This is a genomic window from Paraglaciecola sp. QJM3NY_14, from assembly GCF_056173245.1.
The window spans coordinates 987,359-1,002,838 of the sequence record NZ_CM149664.1 but is presented as its reverse complement, the minus strand read 5'-3'; the positions used below and the strand labels follow the sequence as shown (position 1 = coordinate 1,002,838).

10 protein-coding genes are annotated in these 15,480 nt (G+C 46.6%); all 10 read right to left on the bottom strand.

What is annotated here, in order from left to right:
• Nucleotides 1–59: 59 nt before the first annotated feature.
• On the bottom strand, nt 60–1,145 hold the full coding sequence (locus AC0VYA_RS04220) for a 2-dehydro-3-deoxygalactonokinase (RefSeq protein ID WP_475490169.1): 1,086 nt from the start codon (nt 1,143–1,145) through the stop codon (nt 60–62).
• Between the two features lie 5 nt (nt 1,146–1,150).
• Nucleotides 1,151–2,314: a mandelate racemase/muconate lactonizing enzyme family protein gene (locus AC0VYA_RS04215; RefSeq protein ID WP_011573783.1), complete on the bottom strand. Its 1,164-nt coding sequence runs from the start codon at nt 2,312–2,314 to the stop codon at nt 1,151–1,153.
• On the bottom strand, nt 2,314–3,756 hold the full coding sequence (locus tag AC0VYA_RS04210) for an NAD-dependent succinate-semialdehyde dehydrogenase (protein WP_475490168.1): 1,443 nt from the start codon (nt 3,754–3,756) through the stop codon (nt 2,314–2,316). Before AC0VYA_RS04210 ends, AC0VYA_RS04215 begins: the two co-directional genes overlap by 1 nt.
• A 401-nt stretch (nt 3,757–4,157) precedes the next feature.
• The gene (locus tag AC0VYA_RS04205; RefSeq protein ID WP_475490167.1) at nt 4,158–5,573 is read right to left on the bottom strand and encodes a sulfatase; all 1,416 of its coding nucleotides are present in this window, start codon (nt 5,571–5,573) and stop codon (nt 4,158–4,160) included.
• Between the two features lie 53 nt (nt 5,574–5,626).
• Nucleotides 5,627–6,388 (bottom strand): FadR/GntR family transcriptional regulator, encoded by a 762-nt coding sequence (locus AC0VYA_RS04200; protein ID WP_475490166.1) that lies wholly within the window; start codon nt 6,386–6,388, stop codon nt 5,627–5,629.
• A gap of 406 nt (nt 6,389–6,794) precedes the next feature.
• Complete coding sequence (locus tag AC0VYA_RS04195; protein ID WP_475490165.1) at nt 6,795–8,060, bottom strand: hypothetical protein; 1,266 nt, start codon at nt 8,058–8,060, stop codon at nt 6,795–6,797.
• Nucleotides 8,060–9,985 (bottom strand): FAD-dependent oxidoreductase, encoded by a 1,926-nt coding sequence (locus AC0VYA_RS04190; RefSeq protein ID WP_475490164.1) that lies wholly within the window; start codon nt 9,983–9,985, stop codon nt 8,060–8,062. Before AC0VYA_RS04190 ends, AC0VYA_RS04195 begins: the two co-directional genes overlap by 1 nt.
• A complete protein-coding gene (locus AC0VYA_RS04185; protein WP_475490163.1) occupies nt 9,982–11,679 on the bottom strand; it encodes a sulfatase in 1,698 nt (565 codons plus the stop codon). Before AC0VYA_RS04185 ends, AC0VYA_RS04190 begins: the two co-directional genes overlap by 4 nt.
• Nucleotides 11,680–11,844: 165 nt before the next feature.
• A complete protein-coding gene (locus AC0VYA_RS04180) occupies nt 11,845–13,785 on the bottom strand; it encodes a CRTAC1 family protein (RefSeq protein ID WP_475490162.1) in 1,941 nt (646 codons plus the stop codon).
• Nucleotides 13,786–13,932: 147 nt separating this feature from the next.
• Nucleotides 13,933–15,435 (bottom strand): sulfatase-like hydrolase/transferase, encoded by a 1,503-nt coding sequence (locus AC0VYA_RS04175; protein WP_475490161.1) that lies wholly within the window; start codon nt 15,433–15,435, stop codon nt 13,933–13,935.
• Nucleotides 15,436–15,480: the final 45 nt, after the last annotated feature.

Below are 15,480 nucleotides of genomic sequence, written 5' to 3'. Positions count from 1 at the left end.
CCTTTGAAATTTTTGTTAGCCCGCCGAGTGCATAAGTTTGTGCCCGGCAGTGACGCCGCCTACAATTTACCGGCGACTTTGGCAATATTGAGCATGCCCAAGCAAGATGCAGTTTCAGCATCAACGCAGCGTACATTGAGGGATGTGCTGGCAATTACTCGCTGATAGAGTGTGCTCAGTGCGGGCGCTCCCACAAGGATAATCTGAGTATGAGGCCCCCCTGAATTAGTATTTTCGGCAGTATTGATATCATTGGGTTGATACACACTGAGCATGTCAAACACTTCGGTGGCTATCAGCATTCCAGACAAATAACTGTGCACACCAGAAGCTTGCAACTTTTTATTAAGTACCTTGCTGCGAGCGCTGAATAATTTGTGCAATAACGAGCCTGGTGCGCGGGCGGTTTTTACCCCCTCATCAAAAGCTTCAGAGTCAAACATATCGGCGCTATTTCTATTATCAGCACTGTCAGCATGCTGATACATTTTGCCCAAAATACTATGAGTGTTGAGTAGCGCGAACAATTCCCCCGTCATGTAAGTACTGAACTGGGTAATGCGAGAATGCGTGATGTTAGTCGCGCTGAGGGCGTCAGACTCGTTAGGCATCATCGAAACCTGCGCCCATTTAGAGTGAGTACCCGGCAAACACACAAGCGGAGAAGCGTGCTCGGTTGCTTGAGTCGCATCTGGATAAGTAGCGAGTAGTGCACCAAATATTTGCACCTCTTCACCGCGCATCACATCGATTTGGCCGAAGTTTGATAAACCTTTTACCCCAGGCACAATATAGGACTGAAACTGTTCATCCCTTGAATCCGGGTTGACTAAAGGCTTTGAGACCGGGCGTAAATTCGCAGCTAAGTCAGCCAGCATGGTTGGACAAGCAACATAACCCGCGTCTTGCCAGCCTTGGGCACTGCCAACCATCCCCGCCAACATAACAGGTACCGCTTTCTCTTTCAGCCACGGCTGTAATAACGTGCTCAACTCAGGGCCGTATTGCCCCGCACTAAAATTCAACACTCCTTTATCGCTTTGCAGGCGTGCTAATACCTCACCCATGCCATCAATAAGATAAGCGCGTAAGTTAGAGCTGCCCCAATCTACGCAAATCAAGACTGCTCGATCAAAGTCAATCATCGGGGTTAATACCCTACTGAATATTTTTTAATGAAGTCGAGGTTTGGCTCAATCCCAAGACCTGGGCCTTTAGGCAATGCAACAAAACCATCATTGCGTTTCACTTGTTCGTTTATCTCTAATGAGTCGACCAATAATTCCTCACGGAAGCGATTAGGGGTAGTGTCATATTCGAGCATAGGTTGGACTGGGTGTGCCGCTCCTGGGAAGTCCGGCAATGCTGCCAACAGATGCATATTAGTGGCAACCGCAACAGCTGACCCCCAAACATGGTTCACAACAGGCACAAAATGGGCTTGAGCCATCGCCAGTACCTTCTGGTAATGGGTAATCCCGCCTAGGCCACACACTTCTGGTTGGAGTATGTCTACGCAGCGATTCTTAATTAAATCTCGGAATCCCCACACAGTGAACTCCCCTTCACCACCGGCAATGTTTACATCAAGGGCCTCGCATAGATCGCGGTAGCCTTGCAAATCTTCTGGCGCAACAGGCTCTTCAAACCAAGCGACGCCTAGACGCTCCAATTCGCGCCCTAGAGGTATTGCTTCACGTGTTGTGTAAGCATGATTGGCATCGACCATTAATGGCACATCTGGCCCAATGGATTTACGCACGGCTTCTACTAGGCGCACGTCTTTTTCCACCCCAAGGCCAATCTTCATTTTCATGGCTTTGAAACCTTTGTCTAAAATAGCGGCGCTTTCAAGCTCAAATCTGTGCTCTAAATCCGGTACACGCTGTAACATCATGCCATAACCGTAAACGCCAATTTTCTCTCTAAAAGCACCACCAAGCAATTGATAAACAGGAACATTATGAATTTTACCCGCGATGTCCCACAACGCGATATCAATGCCTGACAAGGACTGAATAGGCATGCCTTTTTGGCCGTGGTCTCGCATCAAGTTATAGGCTTTGTGCCAGATCACTTCGCGATCCAAAGGATTCATGCCCAATATCATCGGCTGAATCACTTTCTCGACAATGGTTTTATTGGCTAGCGCAATATTGCCGCCGCCAAAACACTCCCCCCAACCTGTCACGCCAATATCCGTGCGGATCTCGACTAGGTGCGTCGTGCGCTTAAAATAATATTGCTGGGAATACCCCAACTCTTCGTCTAAGTCGTACTGTAAAACGTGGCTAATAACTTGAGTAATTTTCATTATGCTTGTCCTTTGCCTAACGCAGTAGAGATGCGCTTAACGGTGAAATATTCTTCTAGTGAAAGATGTGAGCAGTCAACGCCCACGCCGGATTGTTTAACACCGCAATGAGGTAAGTGAATGGCATACTTAACGCCATTAACATGCACCTCACCAAAGCGTAAACGCTTGGCAATGCGCTGTGCGCGCTCTTCGTCTGCAGTAAATATAAAGGATGATAAACCTGCGTCCGTGTCGTTGGCGTCTTTGACCACTTGCGCCTCGTCATCAAAGCTCAATATACTGATCACAGGTCCAAAGACTTCTTCGCGGTAGATTTTGGCATCTCGCGTCACATCTTTAAGTACGGTAGGGGCATAAAACGCGCCCTTAGGTAAATGCTCAGGGCGGCCCGAGCCGATAAGCACTTCAGCCCCTTTTGCCACCGCATCGTTGACTAAGCCATCAATGCGTTGCCATGCTTGCTGATCAATCACCGGGCCCATATCGATAGCGTCATTACGGTTGAAGCCAACCTTAACCGCTTGGGTGCGTGCTAATACCTTTTGATAAAAGGTGTCAGCTACATCGCGGTGCACAAAAACTCGATTCGGTGCGACACAAATTTGACCTGCGTTTTCAAACTTCAATCCACACACAATGTCAGCGGCTAAATCTAGATCTGCATCGTCAAAAATAAGAACGGGTGCGTTACCCCCTAACTCCATGGAATAACGTTTTATTGACGTTGCCCCTTGCTGCATCACATGCTTACCTGTTTCGGTAGAGCCAATAAGGGTGAGTAAGGCCGGAATGGGCGAAGTTGAAATCGCATCACCAATTTCTTGATCAGGCCCACAAACGATGTTCACCACACCTGCAGGCAAGCCTATTTGTTGGCAAATTTCCCCAACCGCGAGGGCGGAAAGGGGTGTTTTTAGAGACGGTTTAACCACGATGGGGCAACCAGAAGCGAGCGCTGGGCCTAACTTATAGGCTAAATTCAACAGGGGGAAATTCCACGCTAAAAAGGCCGCGACCACACCAACCGACTCTCGCACGAGCACATGGGAATGAGTGCCTTCTTTGTCTTCTAAAGTTTCAGCCGCCTGCTTTTGAATGTCGCTAGCGAAAAAGTCCAGGCTGTCTAACAGCATTTCAAAATCGCCTTGGGTACTCACCCAGCTCTTACCCATTTCAAGGTGAATACACTCCCGTAGGTGAGTTTCGTTTTCTTTTAGCGCAGCCTTTAACTTCATCATCCATTCAACGCGCTCGCTAATAGACGTGCTTGACCAACTGTCGTAAGCGGCATCTGCTGCTTCTAGTGCCGTTAGCGCAAGAGCACCATCAGCAACGCTGACCTCGCCGACGACTTCATCGTTAGCGGGGTTGATAATAGAGACCGATGCATGACCGCTATGCAAGGTGCCATTGATGTACATTTTTTTAGAAAGAGTCATGTCCGTCCTTTAATGCGAATAACGAAATGGATTAAAGAGTATGAACACATTTAAACATATGATGTTTAAATTAACAATATGTATTCGTAACGAAATTGTTAACTAAATTTGCAGTGTAATGGCTGAATTGTGGGTATCTAGCAAATAATAAATATAAAAAGGCAACATGCACATAAATGATGGCGTGCACTCGGGTGGGGCGAAGAAAGAAAAACAGCGGGAACGGGTGGGCTGATGGGTCCAGGCTTTGAGGACTAAGAGCTAAGGGCCTAACAATAATAGTCGGAGTAAAAAGTAACACGCTGGGCATCTTTTCATTGTATTAGCGTGGTGCCTAAGCTCCTTACAAGAAAAATGCTGACTGTTGTAAAGTCAGCATTGCGCCGGCCATTATTGTGTTTTTATTCTAAGCGTTTTGGTACGCGGTACTTGTCCATGCGATTTAAATCGTATTCCTCAAACTGGCGCTTAAGCAACCATAATGGGCGCTCTAGCGTCATTTCCCAACTGAAGAAATCTTTGTACATTTGCTTAACACGCTCAGGCTCTTGGGCGGCTAAGTTATGTTGTTCACCAATGTCATTAGCAAGGTTATACAATTCTGCAGGACGGTCTGGGAAGCGCAATAACTTCCAATCTCCTTGGCGAATAGCTGCGCGAGTTTCTTTTTTCCAGTACATACTCTCGTGAGGTGCCTTGTTATTTTGGCCTGTTATATAAGGCATCAAATCCACGCCATCCAATTCAGACATCACCTCTTCACCGCCACCCGCTTTAAAGAATGTGGGTAATAAGTCGAGCGTACTGACGGGTTTATCGTATACCTTTCCAGCAGCTAACTTAGCAGGCCATTTAACCAGAAAAGGGACGCGTATTCCCCCTTCCAAAAAGTTTGATTTAGTCCCTGCTAATGGGTAGTTAGATGAGGCGTTTTTATCCGTAGGGCCGCCATTGTCATTGCTGAACACCACAAGAGTGTCATCTTCTAAACCCAGCTCTTTGAGTTTGTTTAGCACCGCTCCGCTGGCTCTATCAAGTGCGAGGGTCATGGCTGCAACTTCCTTGCGCTTGCCTTTTAACTGAGGAAATTTCGCTAAATCTTCTGGCGTGGCTTCCATTGGTGTGTGAACAGCGTTAAATGATAAGAAAATAAAGAACGGTTTATCAGGCGCTTTTTCAATAAATTGATTGGCTTTCTCGGCTAACACATCGGTCAAATACCCTTCGTGCTCTTGAAATTGATCAATACCGTGTTCAAGTTTTTTGTCAGTAAATACGGCAGATTTTCGCTCAGGGGCATTGACTTCATAGGCCCAGTAGCTGCGATCGCCGCCGCGAAAGCCATAAAATTCGTCGAACCCACGGTGCATAGGGTGCAATTCATCCGTACCACCTAAGTGCCATTTACCGTAGAACGCCGTGCGATATCCAAGAGATTTCATATAATCCCCCATGGTGACTTCATCTAACGGGATCCCCATCTCTGCCCCTTTTATAGCAGAGTGCTCACTCATATAACCCGGCACGTTTATTTCTTCGTAACCGAATTTTTGTTGGTAGCGTCCTGTCATGATGCCCGCCCGAGATGGGCCGCAAGTAGAGTCCGACACATAGCCTTGGGTAAATCTAACGCCTTCGCTAGCAAGCTGATCCAAATTGGGTGTTTTCATTGTTTTGCTGCCTTGAAAACCAAAGTCGGCATACCCTGCATCATCGGAAAACAGAAAAACGATATTCGGTTGCTTGGCGTAACTTAACGAAGTGCACGCCACACTGATAGAAAGCGCTGCTACAACGCGATGAAAAACTGATTTCATAATGTAAACCCCAATAAGGTAAGTCATCTTAAAAGCGCCATTCGCGCTAGTGTTTAGTCGACGCTTTCGTCAACCGTGTGTTGCAACCGCTCGCTGGCATCACGCAGTAATCGGTCGGTTAATTGTTCAGCCTTAGTGCCATCTCGGTTAGCAATGGCTTGGAAAACTTCAAAGTGAAAAGGCAGCGATGTGCCGTTCTCGATGGGATCTTTATTGGTGACGCGAATACTGACCAATAAAGCCGAATAAATGACACCTTCAATGTCTTGCAAAAATTCATTGTGCGCCGCGAGCAATATGGCGCGGTGAAACATTGCATCGGCTTTGATGAACTTAGTGACTGACAGCTCATCAGCTTGTTGATACTCGTATTTAACCATGTCTTGATATGCCGCTTCGATATTGGCTATGTCGGTATCCGTCGCACGCTCTGCCGCCCATCGTGCAGCCTTGGGCTCAAATGCTAATCGAATTTCCATCAGTTGTTTTAAAAAGCCTGGTGCTGGCGGCGCTGATAGGTGCCATGCTAAAACATCATCATCTAGCATTAACCAGCGGTTTCGAGAATTAACCTTGGTACCTATGCCTCGCCTTACTTCAAGTAAGCCTTTGCTGACCAGTATTTTCACCGCATCCCGAACCACTACTCTACTGACCTGATAGCGCTCTGATAATGCGTTTTCATCGTCAATCAAAGTGCCCGGTTCAAATTTACCAGCAACAATACGTCTACCAAGCTCACGAGCAACCTGCACAGACATGCTATGAGATATCGTTCCGGCTTGCTTTAAATCATAAAAAGTCATTTCATTCATAAATTAAATATAAACATATGATGTTTATATTTCAAGTGAATTCTGTATTTATAATATTTAGCGTTTAGTAAGGTGCTGACGTTCATCACGGTTGAACAAAACCAGTGAAATATTGGAAGCTAGATTGCAGTAACCCTTCTCGCCTAATCACGTCTCTCACGAAGCCTGTAAGCTACCTTGCACTTGTTTGATGCTGTCGAAGCATCAATAGCGGCGAGACTTATCTGTCACACTTGAACTGATAGCCCGCAGTATCGGAATTGCTCGTTTTATTTAATTAATACACCCCATTTACACCGAGCGTGGTATTTCTATTGCACATTTTGTTTATATTGGCAGGTACATTTACACGAGCCCTTCGCCACGAGCCTTAATCGACAAGCTGTTACAATACGAAATTAGCCCGTCACAACTTAGGTGCATTCAAAACATAAAATGACTCTACTTTTTGCTTGAGTGCGTCACTAAGCGATAGCCTTGAAAGCTGCCAAAAAGCGCCCCTAGCGATTAAAAAGTTTGGGTGTTTTAGCATATCGCTGTAATGTTGCTTCACATTTTCACTGAGTAAGCCTTGCCGCTTTACCAGTTCAAATACCATGTTCACATTCTCGTAAACTTGCCACTGTGATGCACTTTCCACTAAACGGTCAGCCCATTTTTGTTCGAGCGTGCCTTCGTGCTTGACCGAGAATTCGGTCACTGATGCCAGTACTGCTCGCGCGAGCTTGTCGTTGGGCGCAAATCTATCCTTGGCTTGTAATTGATTAATGTTGGCTAAGCCTAGAAGCTCAGCCATCGCATTGTAATAATCCTTGTAGGGGAGGGTTTCTAAGTATTTAAGGGCTGGTCCAATCAAAGCTGGGGTCTGTCGCTTTAACAGTGTAACCACTAAGTGCCGGGTATCAGCATCGGCTACCGATAATCGCGTTAACTGCTCTAGCGCAAACTCGCGAGAGCGGATAGCCTCGCTTCGCCTCATCCTGCGCTCTTGCTGCTCAGCTACAGCATTGTTACTGCGCAATAGCGCTTTTAGTTTCGAGGTGCCCATTGCATCGCCAACAATGTCCCGTATCAGTTTACCAATAGGCCCATTGGCATAGTGCCACAAGGTGTAGCATGTCCATATCGCCCCTTCAATATAATCAGACTTGCGGATAATCACAGTAGCACCTGTCATTGCATCCGCCCCATTGCCCCCTGATTGCTTGCGTACCAATTCGTCCTTGTGTAACTCACTGAGTCCAGAGTGCCTATTGGCTAAAATCTGTTGTAATTTAGGGTAGTCTTGTGGTGCGAAATCCAGGCCATCGCCTTTTTCTAATGTCACGCCTTCTTTGAGCGTGAAGTGACTAAAAAAGCCCTGTTCATTCCAAAAGAGACGCACAGGATCCACTCGGCATACATCATCACCACAAAAGACCGAACGCACATCCAGGTAGAATTGCCAGTGCACTGATTCATCACCTTTTGATTCAACCACTTGTTGATATAACACCCCCGTTTCAGGTAGAGGCGATTTGCTGGCCTTATGCGAAAACGTGATGTGATGTGAGATGGTATCTGCCTTGTCTGGCCCAGAGCACGCCCAAAGCAAAACACTCAGCGCAAGCAACAACAGCCTGCAACACAACCCAGAAAAACCTAATCGTGTTGTACCTAGCGCCCCTAGCATTAGGAGTACGCTCTCACCTCAAATAACTTAGCGGTCGATTTACCGTAAGTTTCACTCAAACTGATACGCAAAGCAGTTACATCACGCTGTGAAAATTGACTGCGGATCAATCGGCTGCGATTATCATTTACACTAGACAATGTTTGCCATTGGCCTTTAATACGCGCTTCAATTGCAAGTGATTTCATCATTTCTGGTGGCACACCATTGAAGAACAGTTCGTCGTTCTTTGAATCTTTGCGCATCATGATATTGCGCTTCACATTGGTATCGCATTTAATTTCTACTGAGGAAATACTCACCGGCTCTTCCCACTCAAACTGCACAAAGGCAGGCAGCGACTCTGATTGCCAGTGATGTACTGTGCTATCTATATCTCGAGACATCCCGTCGACCAATAGTTTTGCGTCACCGGAGCGTGTTGACGAGGCAAATATAGCGTTAGCTTTTCTGGCTAAATCCAGCGGGTCGCTCGCTGGACGTTTAGGAATGAACATATCATCGCGCAATAAGGCTTCTTGCAATGTGTTGATATGCTGTTGAGCTAGCTGCCTCGGCGTTATTCCCTTTTGTAGACACAGGTAAGCAGCGGTCCCCACGGCTTGGCCCATTAGCGCGCAGGTAGCCATGATGCGTGATGATGCCAACGCAATGTGAGTTTGACTGACATTTCGACCTGCAAATAGCAGGTTAGGGATATTCTTTGAATACAAACTGCGAAACGGTATTTGATACACCTCATCAAAGTGGGCATGAAAGGTAGTCGGTGCTAATGCTGTGTTTTCAATTCCTCCAGGGTTGTGCTCATCGATCCCCCAGCCCCCAAATGCCACGGCGTCAGCAAAGTGTTTATAGCCCGTTAAGTCTCGCTCAGAATGAATATAATCGCCGATAAAACGTCGTGACTCGCGTCTTGATGGTAAGGAGCCCACCCAGTCTAAGGCGAGGTTCTCAGATTCTGGAAACTTTCCTGAATTTTTTATGTAATCCCAGACACCATGCAAATACCCCATGAGTTTGTGGCGGTTGATTTCCTGATCGCCAATAATATCCTCGTCACTTCCGACTTCTACCCACCATATACCTTCGTGATAGGCATTAAACTTGCGTCTTTCATGGGCATTTTCCGCATCGTATTTCAGTGCGTAAGACGGGGGTTTGTAAGGCATAGGTCGGCCCATATCTTTGGCTGACATCAATAAGGTCGCGCCCATTTGCCAACCGTCAGGCTCATCAGGGGCAAAGGTTTCATTAAATTCGGCCTTCCCTTCTCGACCGGTGCGATATTCAGCACCCGCGCTTGCTGCGAGCAGCCCATCCCCCGAGCAATCGATAAAAAGCGGCGCCTGAATGATAATTTCTTTTTCTGTGGTTAACTGCCAGCAGCGTGCCGCAGCGACTTTGTCACCATCCATTATTGCTTCGATGGCCTGCGTATTTAGCATCAACTCGATATTCGGCTCTCGTACGACAAAGTCGTAGAGCACGTGGTCCCAAACGGGAAACGATTCCTGTGCATTTTCAAAACGGTTGTGCAGTAACATTTCTTCGATAATACCCGTTTCTCGCTCGGCCAATCCAGTTTTAAGGCGATTGACGCCGTTAAGGTGCACACGCATTTCACTGGATGCATTGCCCCCTAAGACGGGGCGGTCTTGGACTAAAACCGTTTTTGCTCCCTTTCGAGCTGCGGCAACTGCGGCGCAAATACCTGCCGCCCCACCACCAATAACCGCAACGTCGACGTTCAGCTCCGATCGGCGCTGCGGCTGCTGATGCTTCTTACCGGTTCCTAACTGATACCAATCGTCTGCGTGGCGGTCGCTTATTCCAAAAGGCAAGGGCTTTGCCTGACTGCTCAAAGGTGCTAATCCAGCGGCCACTAAGCTGGCCGAGCCCATTTTAAAAAATGCTCGTCTTTTCATCGTGTTTGTCCTGCGATTGAGGGTTCTCTTAATGACCCTTTACTGGTTTGCCAACCCGCATAGAGTTGTTTGAGTAGTTTGGCCACTTGTTTTGGGTGCTGTTTGGCAACATTGATGCTTTCGTTAGGATCATGTTGATGATCGTACAACTCTAAATACAAAGGACGGCTATTCTTAGCTAAACGGGTATCTTGCCAAGCCACTAGCCGATATCGCTCGGTACGTATAGCATTGCCCATCAAGTGTTGTTCAAATAGTTCTCGATCCCATTTGTCTTTTTGTTGGTCTTTGATGCGCTGTTCAACTCGTTTAATAAGCGGCCCGAAGTAAGTTTCCCGCATACCAGAACGCAGCGGATAAGCCCCCCATTCTCTCAATGCTGGCGAAGGAAATTGACTAAACACAGCCGGTTTCCAAGAGTGAGCTGGATTGGTCAAAAGCGGCACCATGCTTTGCCCTTCCCATTGGGGTAAGTTATTCAAGCCTGCAAGTGCTGACAACGTCGGATAAATATCGACCAGTTCGACCAGAGCATCTGTTTTTTGCCCTTGAATGTCTTTTTTCATATCTGGCGTGGCAATAATAAGCGGAACTCGGGTGGCTATATCGTAGTTCGTGGCTTTGCCCCAGATACCCATTTCGCCTAAGTGCCAGCCATGGTCACTCCACACGATCACGATGGTATTATCTAAGATCCCTTGCTCTTCAAGTGCTGCAAGCATTTTCCCAATCTGCGCGTCCACATAACTGATGTTGGCTAAATAAGCATGCTTAAGTGTGCGCGCTAGAGTCGGTGCTATAGGCCCTTTTTTGGGAATATTGGAAAAAGTGCGAAGTTCAAAAGATGCGTGCAAACCCATTGCTGCGCCATCAATAGGCGCTGTGTCGTTCTCAGCTAGAGTAATGTCATCTGGGTTATAAAGGTCCCAATATTTTTGCGGCGCGATCCATGGCAAGTGCGGCTTCATCATCCCAAATCCGATAAACAAAGGCTTATCACGATTATTCAACTGCTCTTTCATCGTAGCAATGGCAAGCTCGGTGTTATAACCGTCGTGGTAGGCCGTATCTGGCACGTCTGCAGATTCATATGCTGGCCCACTACCTAAGCCAAATTTAGCTTGTTCACCGTACTTGGCGAACATAGCCTTACGGTTATCTTGCTGAATTTTTTGGTTGGCTTTTAATGCATAACGTTTGGGTTTTGCTAACCCAGGAGGTAGCTTGTGATAAGCAGGGTCAACGTTCCAAGACAGTGCTTCGTCTTTGTCGGTGTGATGGAAGATTTTACCCACGTAAAATGCGTCATAACCATTGTTAGCAAAATGCTGAGGCAGGGTAACCACGTCCTCAAGTTTATGTCTGAACAATTGATAATTATGATGTACATCAAGTGAATCAGGTCGAACGCCTGTTAATATGCTGGCGCGAGATGGCCCACATATCGCTTGCTGTGCATGAGCTTGATTAAACTGTACGCCGCGCTTCGCCAAAGCATCTAAATTGGGTGTTATGGCAATATCAGAACCGTAACTGCCCAGCTCAGGGCGCAAGTCATCAATCGAGATAAATAATACATTTGGCTTTTTAGTTGGTGCAGCTTTGCTAGCAGCTACGGCAGTGTTCTTTGGTACATCAGCAAGCACAGGCGAACAACCAGCCAAGATCAGTAACATTATTAAATATTTACGCATATTAGGTACCTTTTTACGTTACAAGCATGGTTCTGTGCCTGCAGCATTTTGAGTTTCAAGCTGGAATTAACATTGACCAAAACACATGCTCGTCAGTGGTAAACCACTTAACCTATAAGGCCACAATCGCTAGTAATACTGGCGATAAACGCACGGCTCTAACGTTTAGCGCTTACCAATGGTGTGAACTGTGTCACTTGTTACATGCTGCTGAGTGAATACTTCGCCATTACTCCAACGCACAGTCACCTTATCAACGCTTGTGCATTGGCCTAGACCAAAGTGCAATGTAGAAGGCAGTGACTGGGTGTATGGCGCTGCGCTGTCGGCAAAACGTTGGGTTTGAGTAATGCCGCAAGCATTCATAGTCACTAAAGCATCACGTGACGAAGCACCGCCTTGCGGTGAATCACCTAGGCTTATTTTTAGATAATGTGTAGCTCTGTCAGTGCTAGCGCCCTTGTTTTTGAACATATGCCAGCGCCCTCTTTCGTTGGCGTAAACCAAATCAAGGTGGCCGTCTAAATCAAAATCAATCACATCGGCGCCAGAGCCTGTTGCACCTAGTTCTAGTGAAGTAACACCATGATTCGAGTCAGCTTTAAATGTGCCGTCACCTTGGTTAAGAAGCACTTTTTGTTGATTAGTCTTGGCCATATTGCCTCGTGTTACCACGAATAAATCCGCAAAACCGTTGTTGTCGAAATCACCAACGGCCACCCCGGTATTGTTGACGTTATCTAGCAGATTTGCTTTATCGGTTATATCAACAAAATGGCCGTTTTGGTTTTCAAGGAGTATATCGTTAGGACCATTAGCAAGATCCTTAGATGTGTAATGTTTAACGTTTTTGATAACGCCGGTAGTTGGCGGGTTCGTTGTGCCAGCAATACGCCATGTATCATTGCCTATGTACCCAATATAAATGCCTTTCTTGGTCGGTTTGTCTGGCCAGCCCAGCGCCAAGCTGCTCACAAGACGAATGTTCTGTCCCCCATGAAATTCCCCGGGGAATTGATAAGGGTAACCACTTTCACCGATAAAAACGTCTTGATCTGGATAAGATGTTTGCAGATTTTCTATTTCAAGTACTTCACCAATAAGTAAATCATCTAATTGAAATTTCCCCCGTTTAGTATAAAACGCCAGTGTCGATGTTTGTGGGTCGTAAAAGGTATCCCCTGCGTTCAGGCCTCTACCTCGGGTGAGGTACAAGTCAAAATCTCCGTCATTGTCAAAATCAATCTGCGCTATGCCGGTTACATCAGTAATGTCTCTGCCAAGAACACTCTGCGTCACATCTTTAAAACCAAATTTGCCGTTTCCTTGCAGTGCCTTAATCGCACCATTGCCGTATAGCAAAATGTCATTAAGCTGATCTTGATTAAAGTCGGTGATCAGCATTTTTTGCCCGTCCCGGTGGGTGCGAGGTAAATTTCCCACTTGAATCATTTTACCGTCGCCATCATTGCGATATAGGTAGTTTTCACCTTTTGGGCCAGCATACATAGAGGGAAACCCTAGTAGCGCCAAATCAAGATCGCCATCATTGTCTGCATCAAAAAACTTGCTGGTGCGGCCACGCATGTTGCGTAATGGTGGTGAAAACTGCTCACCTTCAGTGATGGTACGATCTCGGCTTATATGAAATAACTTAGCGTTTCGAGCATTAGCCCCTGAGCCGCCACCTCGGGAAATAAGCACATCCATGACACCATCTTTATCGAAGTCCCCTACGCCAATTCCATGCATATCGCCCACGATAAGATCATATCCTTTGCCGAACACGCCTTTATTGTTCCAATATAACTTGATGCTGTAACCATGGTCGGTCAGCAGTAAATCGTCATAGCCATCTTGGTCTAAATCAGCGATAACCGGGTTATCCCATTTGCGCCTATTCATATCCTCAAGGGAAATAGCATTATCAGCGCTCACAAAATGCGACTGTTGACCGGCGTGCTTTAGGCTTGTTACGGCAATGTTTGAATTTGATTTGTTCGGCGTTAATTCTGAAGGTGTCTGTGTGGCAGTTTGACAACCTACTATTGCGCTAACCAAAATGCTTAAAGTGGCAATAGCGTAGCCTGAAAAATTAGTTTTCATTTGATGTTAGACCTCGTATTTATCCTGCAAGAAGCTTGTCTTTGAGAATGCCGCACTGCGGAGGATCGCCGCAGTATGACCAAAAGGGCAAAGGGAGATTTAGGCGGTGCTTGAGCTGCATTCAAGCACTGCCTAATTGATTAAGGATTAATGCCCTTTTTTACTATTGTTGCGTGTGTTGTCTCCAACCTGAAACGTTTGGTCGAAACGTGGCATGGCTTTTAAACGCCACTGGGCACCTTCAGCGGACTGATGAAACCACTTAGGTTGTTGGTTGTTCCATGACCAAGATTCCATAGACGACACCATGTCACGCAAGATGTCAGGGTGCTGGGCGCTAATGTCATTATCTTCTGATATGTCTTGGGCAATGTTGTACAACTTCCAGTCATCGTTATGATTTTTGACCGCTTTGAATTGGTTACGTCTGGCTGCGGCGTCGCTGTATCCATTGCGATGACGAAGAACGTAAATAAACTCATCTTTGTGAGGCGCGGTATTCGCTTGAATATCGGCCCAGATGTCTTTGCCATCGAGCTTTTTATCCTCTGGTAATACTGCACCGCCTAGCCCTGCAAATGTTGGGTATAAGTCTAACGCCAGAACAGGGTGATAAAAACGGCTGCCCGCTTTCATATGTTTTGGCCAGTGCACCAACATAGGTGTTCTAAAGCCACCTTCTTGTACACTGCCCTTACCTTCTTTGAGCGGGTAATTGTTAGCGCCTTGACCTAACTTGCCCCCGTTATCACTCGTAAAAACGATAACCGTATTGTCGAATTGCCCGTTCTTTTTAAGCTGCTCGACAATTCGGCCCACGCCTCTGTCTACCGCATACACCATACCTGCATAGGTGCGGCGCTTTTTGTCTTTGATTTGGCTGAACATAGCCATGTCTTCTTCTTTGGCTTGCAGTGGCACATGAGGGGCGTTATAGGCAAGGTACAAGAAGAACGGCTTTTTCTTAGCTGCTGCTTTATCCACGAAGTTGACTGCTTCGCGGCTTAAACCGTCAGTAATGTACTCGGTTTCTCTCACTTCTTTGCCGTTGTGCTCAAGGGGCGTGAGGTACATGTTTATATTGGTCATGCCTTGGGCAACACGTTTATTGTAAGCCTCTTCAAATTGCTCAGGAAAGTAGTTATGCCCGCCGCCTAAAAAGCCATAAAATTCATCAAACCCGTGTTTGTTAGGGTGATATTCAGGGGCTTCACCCAAATGCCACTTCCCCATGGCGCCAGTGAAATAGCCGGCACTTTTCATAGTTTGTGCAATGAAAGGTTCATCAGCTGACACCCCAACATTGGAATTGTCTTCGGGCAAATTAAATTGGGCACCTATTTTATGCGGGTAACGTCCGGTCATAATAGCGGCGCGGCTTGGTCCACAAAAAGGATGAGCAACATATGCGGCATCAAAGGTCATACCGTTTTTGGCCAGTCCGTCCAGATTCGGGGTTTTAATGTCGGTAGAGCCGTTAAACCCCACATCGTTGTAGCCTAAATCATCCGCTAACACGAAAAGAATATTGGGTTTTTCGTTTGATTCATCTGCTTTACTTTGCCCAGCATCAGCGGCGCTTGCATTGCCAACTGATATAGCAATGAGAGTACCCCAAAGCAGTGAGCTCACTTTTTTATTAAAGGTCATTCTGTTGTCCTTACACAAAACTTATCTATACGGCCCAACCTGTTC

Excerpts from the sequence above, each read along its gene's own strand:
- AC0VYA_RS04185 (WP_475490163.1), bottom strand. The coding sequence starts at position 11,679 with ATGCGTAAATATTTAATAATGTTACTGATCTTGGCTGGTTGTTCGCCT.
- AC0VYA_RS04220 (WP_475490169.1), bottom strand. The coding sequence starts at position 1,145 with ATGATTGACTTTGATCGAGCAGTCTTGATTTGCGTAGATTGGGGCAGC.
- AC0VYA_RS04200 (WP_475490166.1), bottom strand. The coding sequence starts at position 6,388 with ATGAATGAAATGACTTTTTATGATTTAAAGCAAGCCGGAACGATATCT.
- AC0VYA_RS04190 (WP_475490164.1), bottom strand. The coding sequence starts at position 9,985 with ATGAAAAGACGAGCATTTTTTAAAATGGGCTCGGCCAGCTTAGTGGCC.
- AC0VYA_RS04195 (WP_475490165.1), bottom strand. The coding sequence starts at position 8,060 with ATGCTAGGGGCGCTAGGTACAACACGATTAGGTTTTTCTGGGTTGTGT.
- AC0VYA_RS04180 (WP_475490162.1), bottom strand. The coding sequence starts at position 13,785 with ATGAAAACTAATTTTTCAGGCTACGCTATTGCCACTTTAAGCATTTTG.
- AC0VYA_RS04175 (WP_475490161.1), bottom strand. The coding sequence starts at position 15,435 with ATGACCTTTAATAAAAAAGTGAGCTCACTGCTTTGGGGTACTCTCATT.
- AC0VYA_RS04210 (WP_475490168.1), bottom strand. The coding sequence starts at position 3,756 with ATGACTCTTTCTAAAAAAATGTACATCAATGGCACCTTGCATAGCGGT.
- AC0VYA_RS04205 (WP_475490167.1), bottom strand. The coding sequence starts at position 5,573 with ATGAAATCAGTTTTTCATCGCGTTGTAGCAGCGCTTTCTATCAGTGTG.
- AC0VYA_RS04215 (WP_011573783.1), bottom strand. The coding sequence starts at position 2,314 with ATGAAAATTACTCAAGTTATTAGCCACGTTTTACAGTACGACTTAGAC.